Genomic DNA, 18325 nt, shown 5'->3' with positions numbered 1-18325 from the left:
GAGCAAATTTTAGTAAGATACTAAAACTCATTTATTGGCAAGATTTACGCAGAAGAAAACGAAGAGAATGACCCTTTAATGGATGTGTTTGGTATTTCCCCTGCCGTCAAACGAGAAAATCGACAGTATTGGGGACGCGAGCTAGGAATGTGTTGGTAATTGTTAGTTGTTGAAACTTGTCAAGCGTATTGTCAAAGCTTTCAACCTGCGTTGAAAGTCGGTAGCGATGAACCATGCGATCTGATTGTCGAGCGGTACGCGATTGATACAAAATATCGGATCGGTTCGGGAGATTCTGGAACGCTGAAAAAATTTAAATCTTATGGATCGCTCCTGCGCTCGCAAGGCTATGAACCCATTCTTTTAGTTCTCCGAGAAGATAATCTTCCCGCTGCAATTACTGCCTGTGAAACTGGAACTTGGAAAGTTTATATGGGCGATTTTGCGTTCGGATTTATACAACAATTAAGCGGCTTCGCTCTGAAATCCTTTCTTAGGGAAAGAGCGAAAGCTTTCCCTGTTGACCGCTAACGCGATCGAGACGCTTATTAATAATTTCTATATAGTCAGGTACAATTTCAATTCCAATGTATTTAATGCCAAATTCTTTAGCAGCTAGCAACGTTGTTCCCGAACCAGCAAAAGGATCGATAAGGATAGAATTTTCAGAGCGCGGGACAAATATCTCCACGAGCTTTCTCATTAAAGAAAGCGGTTTAACCGTACAATGAACGTTAAAGTCCTCGTTTTTTTCGCGTGCTAGACCTTCAATAATGTTGGATTGAAACCCTCCCAAAGAATCTTGGGTATAAAAAAGACCCGTACCGTATTCCATCAAAGTTTCTAAATAATTATCGACCAGGGGTTTTTGTAGGACGCAAATCGCTTCCCATTCGTTTCGCAAACAACTGTGCCAACCCTCCCATTCTTTGGAGTTTTTATATCCTCTTTTTTCGAGTTGTCGCTTAATATTGACTCCTTTAGGAATACCGCTCGGTCTTCGATAAACGAGAATATCGCGGGCATAAAAACCCACGTTTTCTAGGGCGACTTGGACGCGAGCAACGGTGCGCGTGCTATTGAAAACAAGAACCGTTGCACCCGGTTTACAAATCCGAAACAGTTGCTCTCCCCATTCAAAGCACCACTGTTGGTAATCTAAAATGTTGTTGCGGTTCCTTTGATACCATTTCTCGTTTCTGACTCCTCCTGCTAAGCCACTACCATAAGGAATATTTTTAACGAGCGTTTTATTGTCTTTGCTATTCACTCGTTCGATACGTCTTTTGATTTCTGAATCGTCCCATTTATGACCGATAAATTCATAATTATAAGGCGGATCGGTAATACAAGCAGATAGATAACAATCCGGTAATTGCTTCATAACCTCGCGGCAATCGCCAGTTAAAACTTGATTCAAAGGAGTTTTTGTCATTAACCACACCATCTCAATAAGATTATTATAGTGAGGCAAAATTTCTGGGTAGCAGGAATAGAGGCTAATTGCTTTATTATCCCATCAATGACAGGATTGTTCGTCAGAAGGGCGAATGCAATTCATCCCTACCCTTCTACAATAGAATTATAAAAGCACTTCAAGAAAATTTACTTTCCCGAATAGGGATTGCTGAATAATGCTAAAAAAGAGTTCTAGTAGGGTGGGCATTGCGGCAAAGCTCTTGAATCTAACGTGCGCTTTAAGTCGGCAATGCCCACCCTTTGGATAATGCTAAAAAAAGAGTGGGCGCAGCAATATTGATTGCTGGGAGAAGTGTGAAACTTTTCTATTCCGGAAGTTGCGATCGCGTAGAAAATAGCCCTAGCAGCGAAGCAAGGATCGCGCCGAACACAAACCCGCCTGCGTGCGCCCAATACGCAACCCCGCCTTGTTCCATCCCGACATTCACCGGCGCTTCCAGCGTTGCAAGACCGTTAAACGCTTGTTGCACGAACCAAAAACCTAAGAAATAGATCGCGGGAACGCGAAGGGTAAAGAAGAAGAAGCCTAAAGGAACGAGAGTTACGATCCGAACTTGGGGAAACTTAAAAATGTAGGCTCCCATTACGCCCGCGATCGCGCCACTCGCCCCTAAAGAAGGAATCGCAGAACCCGAAGCGAAAAACCACTGGGTTAAAGCTGCTAATGCGCCGCAAACTAAGTAAAAGAACAAAAATTTAAAATGTCCGAGTTCTTCTTCAATATTGTTGCCAAAAATCCAAAGAAACAACATATTAAAGCCGATATGTAAAAAACCGGCGTGTAAGAACTGAGAGGTAAATAACGTCAGCGGTTCTGGTACGGGCTGACCGATCGGAATTCCCTCTATACTTGCTGTCAGTTCTCGCGGTACGACCGCAAAAAGATGGAAGAACCCTTCAAGGGCGGCTGGACTTAAGGTAAGCTGGAAAATAAAAACAGCAATATTGAGAACGATTAACGCATAGGTGACATACGGTGTAATCGTTATTGGATTTTCGTCTTTTAATGGAACCATTGGAGTGAAGAGTAAATAGTGAGTTTTGAATAGTGAATAAGCGGCTAGTCATCGAACGGAAACGGCAAAAATCTTAGATTTGATAATCTCGGGCTAACTGCTAGCTACAGGGCAGAGCGGGCAAGCGAACGGCAACTCGCGATCGCGGACAAGGAACAGTTTTTGCGATCGCGTACCATTCACGATTCACTATTCACTAAACTAGATTGCCATAAAAGCGAACTTAAATTATCGGGAAAATGGAACCTTTTGACAATCGCGCTTCTTCAGTCTCACATCGCGCTCTTCTCAATCGCGCCGTTGTCAGCGCCGAACAAATGCGCCAGATTGAAGAACGCATTTTTGCGGCTGGAATGCCCGTCGCTGCGTTAATGGAAAAAGTCGCCGGATTAATCGCCGCGCGCATTATGACGCTCTACCCCCCCTCAAAAGTCGGCGTACTCGTCGGCCCGGGACACAATGGCGGCGATGCGGCAGTTGTGGCGCGGGAGTTACACTTGCAAGGCTATGAGGTCAATTTATACCGTCCCTTCGCGAAGTTGAAAGAACTGACCGCCGCCCACTTCAATTATGCTAGCAGTTTGGGCATTGCGGTTTTTGATGACATTTCGGAGTTAGAACCCTGCAATTTCATTATCGATGGGTTGTTCGGTTTTGGCTTAGAACGAACGCTTTCTGGCAGTATCGCTGAAGCCGTGAAAACGCTCAACTCGTGGCAGAAACCCGTCGTTAGTATCGACTTGCCTTCAGGGATTCATACCGATACGGGGGAGGTTTTAGGGGTTGCGGTACGATCGACGCAGACGTTTTGTTTGGGATTGTGGAAGTGCGCTTTTTTTCAAGATGAGGCGTTGGGGTATTGCGGCGATGTTTCGCTGGTAGATTTTGGTATTCCGGAAGCGGATATCGAGGCGATTCTCTCGCCCGTACCCGCCGTGCAGCGACTCACGCGGGAAGTCGTTTTGTCGAATTTGCCATTACCTCGTCCTGCGGTAACGCACAAGTACAAACAAGGACATTTATTGCTGATTTGCGGTTCGCGACGCTATGCAGGAGGGGCGATTTTGACGGCGTTGGGGGCGCGGGCGAGTGGGGTGGGAATGCTTTCGGTGGCGGTTCCGGAGTCGCTGAAACCGTTGTTGGTGGCGCAGTTACCGGAGGCATTGGTTGTGGGCTGCCCGGAGACGGAGAGTGGTGCGATCGCGGATTTGCCCGATTTAGACCTCTCTCAGTTTAGCGCGATCGCCTGCGGCCCCGGAATTACTCTCGATGCCCTCCCCGTAGTGGAACGAGTTTTAAGCGCGCCCGTACCGCTGATTTTAGACGCAGATGCCTTAAATGCTTTAGCTCGTTTGGGGACGGAAACTAGATTATCTCAACGCTCCTATCCCACCATCCTTACGCCTCACGTCGGGGAGTTCAAGCGCTTGTTCCCGGATATCGCCCCGGAAAATCGTATCGCTGCGGTAAGAGAAGCAGCACTGCACTGTGAAACTATTGTACTGCTGAAAGGAGCCAGAACCGCGATCGCCAATCCCGAAGGTCAAATCTGGCTGATTCCCGAAAGCACCCCCGCCCTCGCCCGAGGCGGTAGCGGCGACGTACTCTCCGGGTTAATGGGCGGTTTAGTCGCGCAACAAGGGGCAAGTCATACCATCGCTGCTATCGCCGCCGAATGGCACGCCCGCGCCGGAATTCTCGCCGCCCGGAAACGCACGGAGTTAGGCGTTGATGCTTTTACCCTCACCCAATATTTAACCCCCATACCGCGATCGTAATTCGTAGTTCGTACATCACCCCGTCACCCCGTCACCCCGTCACCCCGTCACCCCGTCACCCCATCTCCCCATCTCCCCCTCTCCCCTACCCCTCTTCTGTAACAGAATTTAAAGTTATCTTCCCCGTTGTTCGAGGAACTTCAAACGCTAAGGTAAACTAAGCTTTGAGCTTATCTGTATTGCGTAAACACGAGAACACTCGCTAAGGAGCCGATTTTCTAATGTCTCATAGCGTCAAAATCTATGACACCTGCATTGGTTGCACCCAATGCGTCCGCGCCTGCCCGACCGACGTACTAGAAATGGTGCCTTGGGATGGCTGTAAAGCCGGTCAAATTGCCTCCTCTCCTCGCACTGAGGACTGTGTAGGCTGCAAGCGTTGCGAAACCGCCTGCCCGACCGACTTCCTCAGCGTCCGGGTTTACCTGGGTGCTGAAACCACTCGCAGCATGGGCTTAGCTTATTAAAATCCTCTCGAATTTCGAGTCGGGTTGATATATCCCCTTTAACAATATCTGTGAGTCTAAAAAGGAGGGAAGCATTAGCTTTCCTCCTTTTTATCTGTAGAGACGTTGACTTGCAACGTCTCTACAGGCGATTTATTCTTTCTTAATACCAATTCTCATTGATTTTGCACGATTCCCGAAGAGGGCATAACAATGTGGCTGCCCCTACGACGAAAAATTTAGTGCATCGTAACTGAGAATTGGTATAAGTCAGTGTCAATTGTCCATTATCAATTGTCCATTATCTTCACACCAAATAATCCTGCAACGCCTTCACCTGTAACGGTTGCGATTGCAGCGTCCGAATTGCGGAAACAACTGCTTTTGCCCCGGCAATGGTGGTGATAATGGGGATTTTATACGCCAAACAAGTCCGACGAATTAAAATTCCATCTTCTCGCGCTTCTTGACCAGAAGGGGTATTAATCGCCAATTGAATTTGGGCGTTCTTCATCGCATCGAGAACGTGAGGACGACCTTGATGGACTTTTAAAATTAATTCCACATCTAAACCGTGTTTTTCTAATACGGCTTGCGTCCCTTCTGTGGCAATAATTTTAAAACCTAAATCCATGAAATCGCGCACGACAGGAACGACGGCTTCTTTATCGCGATCGTTCATGGTCACAAAAACAGTACCCGATAAAGGTAATCGTTCGCCTGCTGCTAATTCGGCTTTAGCAAACGCTTTTCCGAAGTCAAAATCAATCCCCATAACTTCCCCTGTCGATCGCATTTCGGGGCCGAGTAAGGTATCGGTACCGGGGAATTTATTGAACGGTAAAACGGCTTCTTTTACGGCAACGTGCTTGGGAATAATTTCTTGGGTAAAGCCCAATTCTTCGAGAGTTTTACCGGACATAACGCGGGCGGCGAGTTTGGCTAGCGATGCGCCGGTGGCTTTGGAGACGTAGGGAACGGTGCGAGAGGCGCGGGGGTTGGCTTCGAGGATGTATACCGTTTCGCCTTGGACGGCATATTGAATGTTCATCAAGCCGATGACTTTGAGGGCGCGGGCGAGTTGCACTGTCCAAGTGCGAATGGTTTCGAGGGCGGCGGGGGAGAGGGAGGTATGGGGGATGGAACAAGCGGAGTCGCCGGAGTGAATCCCGGCTTGTTCGATGTGTTCCATGATGCCGCCGATAACGACTTTTTCAGTTTTATCCGCGATCGCGTCTACATCGACTTCCACCGCATTTTCAAGGAACTTATCGATTAAAATCGGATGGTCGGGTTCTACCTGTACGGCGAATTTCATGTAACGCTCGAGTTCGCTATCGGCGTAAACAATCTCCATTGCCCGTCCGCCCAATACATAGGAAGGACGCACGACGACGGGATAACCGATGCGATTGGCGACTTTTAGGGCATCGTTAAAAGTACGTGCCGTGCCGTTGGGCGGTTGTTTGATATCCAGTTCGCGCAGGATTTTTTCAAATCGTTCTCGGTCTTCGGCGATGTCGATAGAATCGGGCGAAGTTCCCCAGATTTGGGTTGTTTTTTCGGGCAGTTTATCGAGATATTCTTGCAGGGGAACTGCCAGTTTTAAGGGCGTTTGACCGCCGAATTGGATGATAATTCCTTTGGGGTTTTCGGCTTCGATAATGTTAAGAACGTCTTCCTTGGTTAAGGGTTCAAAGTAAAGGCGATCGCTAGTATCGTAGTCGGTGGAAACGGTTTCGGGGTTGGAGTTGACCATAATCGTCTCGAAGCCGTCATCGCTGAGGGAAAAAGCGGCGTGACAGCAGCAGTAGTCGAATTCAATCCCCTGTCCGATGCGGTTCGGCCCGCCGCCGAGAATCATTACTTTCGGTTTTTCTACGGGCGTAACTTCGCATTCGCCGACTTCGTAGGTGGAGTAGTAGTAGGGCGTGTAAGCTTCAAATTCTGCCGCGCAAGTATCGACGACTTTGTAAACGGGGGTAATGCCGAGGGATTTGCGATAGTTGCGTACTTCGTCTTCGCTGGTTTTGGTAGCGTGGGCAATTTGGCGATCGCTAAAACCATTTTGCTTGACAAAACGCATTTTTTCCGCATCAATCTCTTGCAAGGGGGTGCGCTTGAGGAATTTCTCGATTTCGAGGAGTTCGACAAACTTGTCCAGGAACCAGAGATCGATCGCGGTGAGTTCGTGAATTTCTTCTACCGTCATACCCAGTTTGAGGGCATGGTAGACGCTAAAAATGCGCTCGGGGTTGGGGGTACGCAGGGAGGCGCGCACCTGTTGCAGGGAGGGAATCGACTCAGTACGATCGCAACCAAAGCCAGAACGTCCGGTTTCGAGCGATCGCAGCGCCTTTTGGAACGATTCGCAGAACGTCCGCCCAATCGCCATTGCTTCGCCGACAGACTTCATTTGCGTCGTCAGCACGGGTTCGGAACCGGGGAATTTCTCGAAGGCAAAACGAGGAATCTTCGTCACCACATAATCGATGGTGGGTTCAAAGGAAGCGGGCGTTTTTTGGGTAATATCGTTGGGAATTTCGTCGAGGGTATAACCAACCGCCAGTTTTGCCGCCATTTTCGCGATCGGGAAGCCGGTTGCTTTCGAGGCGAGGGCAGAAGAACGAGAGACGCGGGGGTTCATCTCAATGACAATAACTTCGCCGTTGATGGGATTGACGGCAAATTGAATATTCGATCCGCCGGTTTCCACGCCGATTTCGCGAATGATTTTAATCGAAGCATCGCGTAGGCGTTGGTATTCCTTATCAGTGAGGGTTTGGGCGGGTGCGACGGTAATCGAATCGCCGGTATGAACGCCCATCGGGTCGAGGTTTTCGATGCTGCAAATAATCACCACATTATCGGCGAGGTCGCGCATCACTTCCAGTTCGTACTCCTTCCAACCGAGGAGCGATCGCTCGACTAAAATTTGAGAAACCGGCGACGCATCAATCCCGCCTTGGGCCATTTCCTCGTACTCTTCCTGGTTGTATGAAATGCCGCCGCCAGTGCCGCCCATCGTGAACGCAGGGCGGATAATGAGGGGATAAGTCCCAATTTCGGCTGCGATCGCGCGCGCTTCTTCTAGAGTATTCGCAATCCCTGAAGGACAAACACCTACGCCAATACGAGCCATCGCTTCCTTAAACAGTAGACGATCCTCCGCCATTTCAATCGCCGGTAGTTTCGCCCCAATGAGTTCTACGCCGTACTTCTCCAAAACGCCATTCTTAGCTAAGGCCACAGCCAGATTGAGAGCGGTTTGTCCGCCCATCGTCGGCAGCAGTGCATCCGGACGTTCCTTATCGATTACCTTTTCCACCATTTCCGGGGTCAGCGGTTCGATATAGGTGCGATCCGCCGTTTCCGGATCGGTCATAATTGTTGCAGGGTTGGAGTTGACAAGAATCACTTCATACCCTTCTTCCCGCAGAGCTTTACAGGCTTGCGTTCCTGAATAGTCGAACTCGCAGGCTTGTCCGATGACGATGGGGCCGGAACCGAGTAGGAGAATTTTTTGGATATCGTTGCGGCGAGGCATAGGGCTTTTGTTAGTGCGATCGGATGGTTAACCTAAATCCTGACCATTGTATAGGCATCCTTGCCGTCAGAGTGTTTCTTTTATAGCGATTTTATGACTTAGGGGGCTGGGGAATCGACGGAGGAGGTTGGCTGCGAGGATGGGTGCGATACTAAGATGAAGGGAGTTTACCCAGCTTTTATCTTCAATAGCCATGCAGATTACCCTTGAAGTCCCGGATTGTATTGGCGAAAAACTGAAACAACTGGGCGATCGCCTGCCGGAAGTTTTGGAACGCGCGATCGCCGAACTCCCAGCTTCCGAAACCGCCGCTTACCACAACGAACTCGAAATTCTCGAACTGCTAGCCAGTCAGCCCAGTCCTGAAGCTATCCTCGCCCTTCGCCCCGCCCCTGCCTTACAAGCCCGTATGAGCGAACTGCTTGCCGCTAGTAAATCCGGCAATCTCTCGTCCGAGCGAGAAATCGAACGCGATCGCTACTTACTCCTCGAACATTGGGTGCGGTTGGCTAAAGCTTATGCGTTCAAGCAATTACAAACCGCAGAATGAGCTATATTCCCTCTGCACTACGTCGCTTCGTCACCCAACGAGCCGCCGGACAATGCGAGTATTGCCGATTTCCCCAAACAGCTTCCTTTTTCGCCTTTGAAATGGAACATATCATTGCAGAAAAACATGGTGGGCTTAGCATTGCTGAGAACTTAGCTTTAGCTTGTACCTACTGCAATCGCTTTAAAGGAACCGATCTCGGTTCGCTCGATCCGGATACCAAAAAACTTACGCCTTTTTATAATCCTCGCCTTCAACAATGGTCGAACCACTTTCGACTAGATGGCGCGATAATTACCCCCTTGACTCCAGAAGGGCGAGTAACAGTAAAAATTCTACAATTTAACCTTTCAGAGCGCATCATCGAGCGCGAGCAACTCATTTCTAGCGGCGAATAGGGTGGCGTTGAGCAATTTTAGAAGTTTTGTAATCGGGTGTACTCGCGAAGCGTCAAATAAAGTGCAAGGCACACTCCCGATCGACTTGTTAAACTGGGATTGAAAAATCTTCACTTCACCCAATCAATGACCCAACTCATCGAATATCCCCTCGAAGACGGTAGCACCGTATTAGTTGAAGTAGACGAACCGCCAGCCCCCGGACCAAGACCCGTAGCGCGACCGGGTGAAGTTGCCGCCAAAGCCAAGCAAACTTTCGAGCAAGCTTTGGATAATCTGCGTCCGATGATGAAAGCCTTAAGAAAAAAGGTCAACGACTTGAGCGAAGAAGAAGACCAAATCGAAGTTAAATTTGGCATTAAATTAAGCGGTTCTGTGGGTGCAGTGGTCACGGCGGGGGCAGAAGCAACTTATGAAGTAACTTTGAAATGGAGCAAGAAACCTCAGTAGTTTGATTCTGTGAAATTTTATTCCGTATCGATGTTATCGATAACGTCCCTAACGATAACAGGTAGGGGCGAATGGTATTCGCCCCCATTGGCACAGATGAAAATTCTGCTGATTTTTTGGGTAAGTTTGGAGGGTTCGTGACCGATAAATTTGAAACTTACAAACGCGCGATCGCGCGAATCTTAGATAGTGCGGGAGCCACTAGAGGAACGGGATTTCTCGTTTCTTCTCAATACATCTTCACCTGCACCCATGTCATCGAACAAGTTTTAGGTATTAGCTGTAGTGGCGACCTTCCCGAAACTGAGATTGAGCTTGAATTTCCCTTCAATTCACCTTGTCTCCAACAAAGGGCAAAGGTTATTTTTTGGAAGCCAAATTATAATTTTCTGAAAGCTTTAGAAGGAATAGATATAGCCCTTTTAGAACTATGTACTCCCCTTCCTTCCGATGTTAAACCTATCCCTGTCGCTAAAGAAAAAACTCAATGGAATGATGATTTTCGAGTCTTAGGTTTCCCGGAAGGTTACGATTTACGAGGAGATTGGGCAAAAGGAAAAATTTTGGGCGAACAAGCTGGAGGTTGGCTGCAACTACACGCAGAAATTTCGATTCTACCGGGCTACAGTGGCGCACCCGTTTGGGACGAACAAAAGCAAGGCGTTGTCGGTATGATGACCCGTTCCGATGTAGAACATCGGAAAGCTGATGCAATTTCGATTCAAGCTTTAGCCAACACCTGGAAACAACAAGGACAACTTATAAGGCTGCTAAACCCTCATTTTGTATCTTCAAAACGCATCATTGAAGAAGCTTATAGAGCCTGTCGCCCCTCTGGATGGCAATCAGAATTTCCGACAACCCTCGCTGATTGTGTTTTCGATCTCAGCGAAATGCCAACGGGGGAAAATAATTGTAGTCGGATAGTTGAATTCGCCTCAAAGTTAGTCCCTGCATTTCCTTCTTTATTTGAAAATTTAAAAAAGTGGGCAAAGAACGCATTTCAGATCGAGCAACAAGAATTTGACCGGCTTTGCGATCGCGCCGTTTTAACCCAAAAGCAGCCAACCACTCAAAGCTACTTATTCATTTTTGTTCGGAGTAATGAAACTTCAGATCGCTATAATCTTGAAGCTGGAATTTTGATGGAGGAAGACGAGCGAAGTTCAGTGACGCGCTACCAAACTTTAACCGTCAATCTACCTCCTTTATCGCGATCGCAACTCGCAACCCTAGAACCCAAATTACTGACAGATATCCTCGAACAAAGTCGTCAGTTAACCCAAGGAAAGTTGCAAATTGAGTGTTTTCTTCCCTACACTCTCCTCGATTTAGCGATCGATCGCTGGAAACGCGATGATGAGTATGATGAACCTTTTCCGCTGAGCGAAGAATATCCCGTTGTCGTGCGAATTCTGGAGCGTTTGGGCTACAGTAAACCTTACTTAAAAAACCAGGAATGGCGAGAAAAATGGAAATGCCTTCAACAGAATGCTTGTTGTTTTGAAATTTTAGCTTGTTGCGATCGCGCGCGGGAAAAAGTTGCTGAAGACTTAGAACGAGGCTATATCGGCTTGAGAAGAAAAACCATTGTACCGCCAGCAAGCGAACCCGGAGGAATGTTTTCCATCATCATGAAAGAAGGAATTCCCGTCACGCTTTGGAGTCGCCAAGATATTGATTCCTGTGGCGAGGCAGAAAGATACGAACAACTGCTAAAAGTTTCTGTCGTCGAACTGCCCAATCGGCTAAAAGCAATCAGAAATGCCACCCCTCGAAAGGACGAAACGCATATCGGCCACCATCTTTCCCTTCTGTGGGACAATCCCTATAGAGTTCCCCCCGATGCTCCTTCATTCCGCAGTAATTCGTTATGAACGATTGGAAGATTTTTAACGGCGACGGTAACATCAAACACGACTGGGAACTGCCCGAACCTCCCAGTTGGCGAAGATTTGGCTACCAGCAGCAGAATCGCGGCGCGCAGTTTGTCGTTCGCGGCGATGAGGTGGAATTGGTGAACGCTGCGCTATATTTACGCCGTCCGCTGTTGGTGACGGGGAAACCGGGAACGGGCAAAACCACGCTTGCTTATGCGGTTGCGCGGGAGTTGGGGTTGGGAGAAGTGCTGGTGTGGCCGATTTCGACGCGATCGACGCTACAAGAAGGATTGTATCGGTATGACGCGATCGGACGGTTGCGAGATAGCCAACAATTCAGTCAGTCGCAGACAAATCCAGAAAGTTTTGAAAATCCCCTAGAAAAACAGGCAGAAGATATTGGGAAATATATTCGTTTGGGGCCGTTGGGAACGGCAATGCTGCCCTCCTATAAACCGCGCGCTTTGCTGATTGATGAAATTGACAAAAGCGATATCGATCTACCGAACGATCTTCTCAATATTTTTGAAGAAGGCGAATTCGATATTCCCGAATTAGTCCGTATTAAAGGCGAGCAAGAAACGGTTGAAGTGCAAACTTATTATCGAGGCACAGAAGAGCAAACTTACATAATTACTGGGGGATTAGTCCGCGCAACAACTTATCCTTTTGTTATTCTGACAAGTAACGGCGAACGCGATTTTCCTCCCGCATTTCTCCGGCGGTGTTTGCGTTTGGAAATGAGAGACCCCGATGAAACACATATTAAACAAATTGTCAAGCAATATTTGCACGCAGAAGGGGAAACTTTACCCCAAGAAGTTGAGAGAACGATTGAGGAGTTTTTAAAGCGCCGCGATCGCGAAAATCAAAACCTCGCAACCGATCAATTATTGAATGCGATTTACCTGATTACGCAAGGTCAACAGCCAACCGAAGCAGACTTGAAAAAATTACGCGATCGCCTATTCCAAAATTTAAGCGAGTAGTTATGTAGTGTGGGTTTACTAAAAACCTTTACTAATAATAGCAATCTTAATTCTAAAAATTCACCCATCTTATAGGATCGTAGGGTGCGTTAGCGAAGCGTAACGCACCGTCTAGATATTATGCCAGATCGTCAAGCATCGGTGATTCTTTCGGAGAAGATCGCGCTGCCTATGACAATTGGTAACAAGAAAATCGCGAATAACTTGCTAAATTTTGGTTAATATTTCGTTGGGGCATAGCAGTGCTATGCCCTCTAAACCTTGCTAGCTGCCTATTCAAATTCAAATCTGTTACCCTCTGCCGAATAACCGCTTTAAAGGATTGGAAGCAATCAAACCCTTGCTTCCAAACTTGCTCTTTTGAGCGGCTCCGACGGGGTTAGAATCGCTTAAAATGGCGATCGCGCGATCTCTTAATTCGCTGCTGCGGTCTGAATTACCCCTAGAAACGAGAACCGCACGGGAATCATCCGTTTCCGACTGCGCCTCGCTGAGTGCTTCCTGATACGCCTTCTGCAAGCTTGGCAGACTCGCTGCAATCGTCGGGAGTTCTACCACTCGACTATCGAGATTTTGAGCGATGGAATGGAGTTGCGCTTGCAGCGCGGGGGGTAAAGATTCCTCTTGTTGACCGAGCGCTGTAATGAAAGCGATAAGACTCTTTTCTTGTTGGGGTTGAAATGCTGTCATAATTATAAAAATCTCCAATTGCAAACAGAGGCAAAATAACAGCAAGCGTGCTGAAGATTCGCCCTAATTCAATCGTAGGTAAATTTGCGCTTTTTGTGCAAAGCTCGCCCAAATATCTATCTTTAGAGAGACGAGTTCGGCAATACTTCAGCAATAACCGAGCATAGCGCGAGGGATTTCTTTCAAAACCCAAGGCTAATAACTCAAGTCCTCTTTATAGGACTGAAAAATTCAGATGTATTCAACCCGTTTCAACGGGTTTGAGCTAATCGCTGTGGAACTTGAGTTCCTGGCGGGCTAAGTGTTTCACCTTAAGTTGACACCAATGAGCAATGCTCTGCCCCTACAGATAAAATCTAGTGCATCAGGACTGAAAATTGGTATTAAAAACTGTAGAGACGTTGTATACAACGTCTCTGCGGGGAAGGTGGCAAACGGCAAAGGGCAAAAAAGCGACGCACCGAGCGACTTGTACCGAGCGAAGTCGAGGTAAGTCGAGGTGGCAAGAGGACAAAAAAGCTAAAGAGTCCTCGCCGCGCAACCTACAACGCGAAACCCGATGTTGCTGAACCGATAGTCGGGATCGTCGGGATTGTAGCTGTACCGGCAGGCAGAACGGCAGTACCCTGGATTGAGGTTCCACGAACCCCCGCGTAGTACATAAAGACTACTATCACTAGATAGCCATATAGCTCCATCATCAGGCGCTCCCTCATAATTACTATGCCAAGCATCGGCGCACCATTCCCAAACATTACCGTGCATATCGTACAGCCCAAAAGCATTAGCTGCTTGAAAATATCCCACGGGGGTTGTTTGTTCTCGATATTCTCCTTTCTCTCCTTCTCCGTAGGTGTAGTTCCCGTCGTAGTTCGCCAGTTCGGTAGAAATTGTCTCGCCAAAATGAAAGGGCGGGTACTTCTGCCCTTCTTCCAAAAACCGAACTGCCCGACAAGCATATTCCCACTCTGCTTCGCTGGGCAACCGATACTCCCACCCCGTTTTTCTGCTTAAACGGGCGCAAAACTCCACTGCGTCGTACCAAGAAACCATTTCTACCGGACGAGTCCAGCGCTCGTATTCTTCATAAGGTTCCTTAAAACTGAAAGGGTCTGGGTCGAGGTCGCGTTCGACTTTTTCCCAGCCCGCTACAACTCGCCACTGCCCTTGCGTCACTGGATAGCGCCCCATATAAAACGGGGGAACTGTCACCTCATGCTGTGGCCCTTCATCATCATATCGATCGCGTTCCTCTTCCGGCGACCCCATCAAAAACGTTCCGCCCGGAATCTCCATCAGTTCTAGCTGTACCTCGTCATTCAGCCTTTGAATAATGCCCCTTGCTTCTCCTTGCTGCCGCTGGATAACCCATTCTGCATTCTCCCTCTCTATACTGAACTGGCGTTCGAGCGTTGCCACCGTGAAGACAAACACCGTTTCCTCTATCGTCAGTTCCGCCCTTCCGGAAGGCAACTCTTCCAGTACGGGTTCTACCTCCAGCCTTTCCCCCTCAACTTGCTGCGCTGAAACAACATAGCGCTCTAACTCGTGGGCTAACTCCTCCGACACGGCTTCTTCAACCGCCCCCTCTGGAGTTTCATCGCGCTCCAACTCATCGGCAAACGCCGCATACTCGCCGCCCAAATGCTTCAATACATCCAACGTCACGCGAGCAAAAGCGAAAACTTCCTCCTCCATCTCCCCTTCTAACCGTCCTGAAGGCGCTCTCAACTCTGCCATAAACTCTTGCATCGACAGTCCGGCGCGTTGGGCAATATAAGCAGAAAGTCGGTCGATAACCCCGACTGTTTCCGATTTCGGCAGCGTTGCGAGCATTTTCTCGCGCATTCCGTCCGCAAACTCATACAAGCGCCGCTCTGGGTCTTTTTCTTCGTCGATACGGCGCAGAATACCGCTGAGAAAGACTTCGGCGAGGTGAGTCGCATCGGATTCGGGCAGCATCGTCTGCTGAATCAGGCGCGCGATCGGCAATTGCACGGGAACTGCTGCCATTAATGCAGCCAAGCGCCGTGCAGTGGGAGAAGTTGTCGCGAGGAAGGTTTCAAAAGACGGGGCGGCGGCAATTTGCGCTGATTGAGGAGGGCGAGGCGTTGTTGCGCTGAAGCAGTAACCGGCGATTTGCGTCTCTCCCAACCCAGCGAGGTTTTGCGCCCAAACTTTCAAACCGTGAGGAACCAGGCTGACGACGGGGACGGGAAAACCGGCGGTGGTTTCGGCTTCTTCTTCCCAGAATGCCTGACTTTCGAGTTGCCAGCGGGGATTGGGGGCTGCGGGTTGGTGCGAGTTCATCCAAACGCTTTCAGCTTGTTGCAAGGCGGTTCGCTGCCAAAATTTACCGGGCAAGAGTTGCAGGATAGTGACGGGATGTTTGTTGCCCCAGGTTTGCAGCAGTTCGAGCCATTTCCCGCCATACCAAGCCTCGGAAACGCAATCGCTGAGAATGAAAATTGCCCGTCGCCCTTCGGAGTCGATGAGGGTTTTGGGGGAAAGAGTACGGGTAGAATTTGCGGCAAACAGTTCCAGGTTTCCGGCTTCATCTGGCCGCACGTACCAGAGTTTCGCATCTCGAAATGCGCCTTGTCGCAAAAGGAGTTGCTGAAATTCTTTGATAGTTTGCTGCCAGATGCCGCAGGAGGGGCTATCTTCGACGACGAGGGCAATATCGAGCCAACGGGTGGGGGTGGGTTTGAGGACGGGCAACCAGAGGCGTTCTTCTGCGATGCGCTCTACGGTTGCTTGGGTATCGAGAATGGTTTCGCTGCGGGAGGGATAGGTTTGTTTGAGGGGTTTGAAGGCGCGGGCGAGGTCGAGGCTATGGCGTAGGGCGCGAGGGGCAGGGGTTTTGAAGGGCAGGCGGGAGGGAGTGGGCGCTTCGGCTTCGCTCGGCGTATCAGGAGAGGGGAGGGGGGGATGGGGAGAGGGGGAGAGGGGGAGAGAGGGCGAGGGGGTGACGGGGAGAGAGGGCGAGGGGGGGATGGGGAGAGGGGGGAAATGATGAATGCTGAATTCTGAATGCTGAATGTCGAATGATGAAGGGGGATGAGAGGAATGATGTTGCGGTGCGCCTTTTTGAACGGCCAACCAGAGCATATCGGCGATGTTTTCAGCGGTGGGGGTGATGTCTTCGCCGTAGAGTTTGGATTTTTGGATGGCGTGAATGAATTGCTCGAAGAGGTCGGGCATTTCAGTTATCAGGAAATTGGGTCTAAAACCCCGTCCTTACTTCGACAAGCTCAGTAACCATCTAGGACGGCTTTTGCTAAAATATAGATGGTCACTGACCCACCCGGTTTTAAGATACTCCAAAATAAATAGCAAGGTTGAAAGTCCTGTCAGAGTTGCGATCGGAAATAGGGAAAGCAAAGGGGCAATGGTGTAGTCCAACCCTAGAGGCAAACAAGTAAGTTTTTTGCTTGCGTACAGATTAAAACAGTCGCCATAGGGCATTGGGAGACTCTAAACGGACGTGGAGCGACAGTAAGACTACTAGGGGCGCGGATTTCGAGGTTTCCTCGAAATTAAACGCCGCCCCGTCGGTAGCAAGTTGCTGTGAAGCGTCAAGAATCACCGCTCCTTTAGGACGGTGAGTATGTCAACAGTAGCTAGTCATAATGGTGCGTTACGCTTCGCTAATGCACCCTACTTTCTATTTTCTAACAATACCTTGAATTTCGATCGACCAACTGGAGAGCCGGAATAATGGTGCGTTACGGTCTGCTAACGCACCCTACTTTCTAGTGGAATATTGATGGGTCAATATTGTCAATTGTCCATTATCGAATGGCACTGACTTAAGGCTGGTGGGCGCTGCCCACCCTACGAAATTATCTGTAGAGACGTTGTATACAACGTCTCTACAGGCGATTTTTCAACTCTTATTCAGTGCTATTCGTCCATTATCAATTAAATTGATGGGTCAGCGTTGTCAATTATCAATTGTCAATTAGATAGAGACGTTGTGTACAACGTCTCTACAGTTCGGAAATAGGGCGGGCAAAAGATACGGTAACGCTTTAAAAAACGCGGTGTTGGAGAGAAGGCATTTGCTGGCGCACTTGCTTGAGGCGCGCGGGGTTAATCTCTGCAATGGCAATCCCCGGTTTATCGCCCGCATCCGATAGTACCGCTCCCCAGGGATCGATAATCATGGCGTGACCGTGGGTATAGCGCATGGCGTAGTGATTGCCGGTTTGGGCGGGGGCGATGACGTAACAGGTATTTTCAATCGCCCGCGCTTGTAAGAGTACCTGCCAGTGATCTTTGCCGGTAAAGGCGGTAAATGCTGCCGGAACGAACAGAACGTCCGCACCGCGCCGGGACAAGTCGCGATAGAGTTCGGGGAAGCGCACGTCGTAACAGACGGATAATCCCAGATTTCCTAATGTTTCCGAAGCATAAATTGGCGGTAATTTTTGACCGGCCATTACGGTACTGGACTCGCAATAGGTAATGCCGTCGGGTAAATTTACGTCGAATAGATGCACTTTTTGGTAGCGGGCGAGTTCGGTTCCGTTGGCATCGACTAACAGCGCCGTGTTGTAAACTTTGCCGCCTTCTACGGGGACGGGGAAGCCGCCGCCTAATATGGAAATTTGGAAACGCCGCGCCATCGTTGTGAGGAACTTTTCGCTGGCGATCGCGATATCTTCTGCTTGCGTCATTTTATCTTCTTCCTTGCCCAAAAATGGGAAATTTTCAGGCAGGCAGACCAGTTCTGCCCCTTGACGCACGGCGAGATCGATTAATTCTTCCGCCTCGGTCAGATTTTTCTGAAGATCGGGCGTACTGGTCATTTGGACTGCGGCAGCGAGGTAAGGCTTCATCGATGTTGGAAACAGGCGATCGACGCTCTAGAGATAATTTATTTTTCTTATTCTCTAACTGTTTCTATCAGAGTTCAACCCCTGCCCGCAGTCTATCTCTAGCGGGTCTATGGGGGTTGTGAATCTCCTTTAGAGGAAGAGTCTAGAAGTTCAGACGTTCAGAAGTCAGTAGGGGACTGGCTTTGAGCGTATCTTTCACCAATTCAGGGTTACGCGATCGCCTACGCGCGATCGCTCGAGACTCGCTATTACGAATTA

At 48.9% G+C, this 18325-nt stretch carries 14 protein-coding genes; 8 read left to right on the top strand and 6 right to left on the bottom strand.

Going from position 1 to position 18325, the window contains the following annotated elements; all coding sequences use genetic code 11:
- The first annotated feature begins 159 nt into the window (after window positions 1–159).
- Window positions 160–531 (top strand): hypothetical protein, encoded by a 372-nt coding sequence (locus tag H6G50_RS15730; protein WP_199303052.1) that lies wholly within the window; start codon window positions 160–162, stop codon window positions 529–531.
- On the opposite strand, the gene H6G50_RS15725 is transcribed toward H6G50_RS15730, so the two are convergent.
- Window positions 494–1435: a site-specific DNA-methyltransferase gene (locus H6G50_RS15725; RefSeq protein WP_190717999.1), complete on the bottom strand. Its 942-nt coding sequence runs from the start codon at window positions 1433–1435 to the stop codon at window positions 494–496. The genes H6G50_RS15730 and H6G50_RS15725 overlap by 38 nt on opposite strands.
- 349 nt (window positions 1436–1784) lie before the next feature.
- Window positions 1785–2495 carry a rhomboid family intramembrane serine protease gene (locus H6G50_RS15720; protein ID WP_190717996.1) on the bottom strand — a complete coding sequence of 237 codons (711 nt, stop codon included), beginning with the start codon at window positions 2493–2495 and terminating at the stop codon, window positions 1785–1787.
- 239 nt (window positions 2496–2734) lie between these two features.
- On the opposite strand from H6G50_RS15720, the gene H6G50_RS15715 reads away from it, so the two are divergent.
- Both H6G50_RS15715 and psaC read left to right on the top strand, forming a co-directional pair.
- Window positions 2735–4273: an NAD(P)H-hydrate dehydratase gene (locus H6G50_RS15715; RefSeq protein WP_190717993.1), complete on the top strand. Its 1539-nt coding sequence runs from the start codon at window positions 2735–2737 to the stop codon at window positions 4271–4273.
- Window positions 4274–4494: 221 nt separating this feature from the next.
- Window positions 4495–4740, top strand: coding sequence for a photosystem I iron-sulfur center protein PsaC (gene psaC / locus H6G50_RS15710; protein WP_190717990.1), 246 nt, complete (start codon window positions 4495–4497; stop codon window positions 4738–4740).
- Window positions 4741–5026: 286 nt separating this feature from the next.
- Here the strand turns inward: psaC and carB are convergent, their stop codons facing one another.
- The gene (carB, locus tag H6G50_RS15705) at window positions 5027–8266 is read right to left on the bottom strand and encodes a carbamoyl-phosphate synthase large subunit (RefSeq protein ID WP_190717987.1); all 3240 of its coding nucleotides are present in this window, start codon (window positions 8264–8266) and stop codon (window positions 5027–5029) included.
- A 193-nt stretch (window positions 8267–8459) separates the two neighbouring features.
- On the opposite strand from carB, the gene H6G50_RS15700 reads away from it, so the two are divergent.
- From H6G50_RS15700 to H6G50_RS15680, 5 genes are all read left to right on the top strand, one after another.
- Window positions 8460–8816 (top strand): hypothetical protein, encoded by a 357-nt coding sequence (locus tag H6G50_RS15700; RefSeq protein ID WP_190717984.1) that lies wholly within the window; start codon window positions 8460–8462, stop codon window positions 8814–8816.
- Window positions 8813–9214 carry an HNH endonuclease signature motif containing protein gene (locus tag H6G50_RS15695; RefSeq protein ID WP_190717981.1) on the top strand — a complete coding sequence of 134 codons (402 nt, stop codon included), beginning with the start codon at window positions 8813–8815 and terminating at the stop codon, window positions 9212–9214. The genes H6G50_RS15700 and H6G50_RS15695 overlap by 4 nt, the downstream gene beginning before the upstream one ends.
- Window positions 9215–9340: 126 nt before the next feature.
- Window positions 9341–9664 (top strand): CU044_2847 family protein, encoded by a 324-nt coding sequence (locus H6G50_RS15690; protein ID WP_190717978.1) that lies wholly within the window; start codon window positions 9341–9343, stop codon window positions 9662–9664.
- A gap of 137 nt (window positions 9665–9801) precedes the next feature.
- Entirely contained in the window at window positions 9802–11541 is a 1740-nt protein-coding gene (locus H6G50_RS15685) for a trypsin-like peptidase domain-containing protein (RefSeq protein ID WP_190717975.1), read from the top strand.
- Entirely contained in the window at window positions 11538–12533 is a 996-nt protein-coding gene (locus H6G50_RS15680) for a MoxR family ATPase (RefSeq protein ID WP_190717972.1), read from the top strand. Before H6G50_RS15685 ends, H6G50_RS15680 begins: the two co-directional genes overlap by 4 nt.
- 291 nt (window positions 12534–12824) lie before the next feature.
- Here H6G50_RS15680 and H6G50_RS15675 read toward each other — a convergent pair whose 3' ends face one another.
- From H6G50_RS15675 to H6G50_RS15665, 3 genes are all read right to left on the bottom strand, one after another.
- Window positions 12825–13223: a hypothetical protein gene (locus H6G50_RS15675; RefSeq protein WP_190717969.1), complete on the bottom strand. Its 399-nt coding sequence runs from the start codon at window positions 13221–13223 to the stop codon at window positions 12825–12827.
- 519 nt (window positions 13224–13742) lie between these two features.
- Complete coding sequence (locus H6G50_RS24575) at window positions 13743–16427, bottom strand: SAV_2336 N-terminal domain-related protein (protein WP_190717966.1); 2685 nt, start codon at window positions 16425–16427, stop codon at window positions 13743–13745.
- A gap of 830 nt (window positions 16428–17257) precedes the next feature.
- On the bottom strand, window positions 17258–18067 hold the full coding sequence (locus H6G50_RS15665) for a carbon-nitrogen hydrolase family protein (protein WP_190717963.1): 810 nt from the start codon (window positions 18065–18067) through the stop codon (window positions 17258–17260).
- Window positions 18068–18325: the final 258 nt, after the last annotated feature.

This window comes from Oscillatoria sp. FACHB-1406, assembly GCF_014698145.1.
In the GTDB taxonomy this organism is placed as follows: Bacteria; Cyanobacteriota; Cyanobacteriia; order Cyanobacteriales; family Spirulinaceae; genus FACHB-1406.
Note: the sequence above shows the minus strand (reverse complement) of the source record. Positions and strands in the feature narration are given on the sequence as shown.

What these genes read in the sequence shown, in the direction of transcription:
- H6G50_RS15725 (WP_190717999.1), bottom strand. Translation starts at nt 1,435, where the DNA reads ATGACAAAAACTCCTTTGAATCAAGTTTTAACTGGCGATTGCCGCGAG.
- H6G50_RS15720 (WP_190717996.1), bottom strand. Translation starts at nt 2,495, where the DNA reads ATGGTTCCATTAAAAGACGAAAATCCAATAACGATTACACCGTATGTC.
- H6G50_RS15715 (WP_190717993.1), top strand. Translation starts at nt 2,735, where the DNA reads ATGGAACCTTTTGACAATCGCGCTTCTTCAGTCTCACATCGCGCTCTT.
- psaC (WP_190717990.1), top strand. Translation starts at nt 4,495, where the DNA reads ATGTCTCATAGCGTCAAAATCTATGACACCTGCATTGGTTGCACCCAA.
- carB (WP_190717987.1), bottom strand. Translation starts at nt 8,266, where the DNA reads ATGCCTCGCCGCAACGATATCCAAAAAATTCTCCTACTCGGTTCCGGC.
- H6G50_RS15700 (WP_190717984.1), top strand. Translation starts at nt 8,460, where the DNA reads ATGCAGATTACCCTTGAAGTCCCGGATTGTATTGGCGAAAAACTGAAA.
- H6G50_RS15695 (WP_190717981.1), top strand. Translation starts at nt 8,813, where the DNA reads ATGAGCTATATTCCCTCTGCACTACGTCGCTTCGTCACCCAACGAGCC.
- H6G50_RS15690 (WP_190717978.1), top strand. Translation starts at nt 9,341, where the DNA reads ATGACCCAACTCATCGAATATCCCCTCGAAGACGGTAGCACCGTATTA.
- H6G50_RS15680 (WP_190717972.1), top strand. Translation starts at nt 11,538, where the DNA reads ATGAACGATTGGAAGATTTTTAACGGCGACGGTAACATCAAACACGAC.
- H6G50_RS15675 (WP_190717969.1), bottom strand. Translation starts at nt 13,223, where the DNA reads ATGACAGCATTTCAACCCCAACAAGAAAAGAGTCTTATCGCTTTCATT.
- H6G50_RS24575 (WP_190717966.1), bottom strand. Translation starts at nt 16,427, where the DNA reads ATGCCCGACCTCTTCGAGCAATTCATTCACGCCATCCAAAAATCCAAA.
- H6G50_RS15665 (WP_190717963.1), bottom strand. Translation starts at nt 18,067, where the DNA reads ATGAAGCCTTACCTCGCTGCCGCAGTCCAAATGACCAGTACGCCCGAT.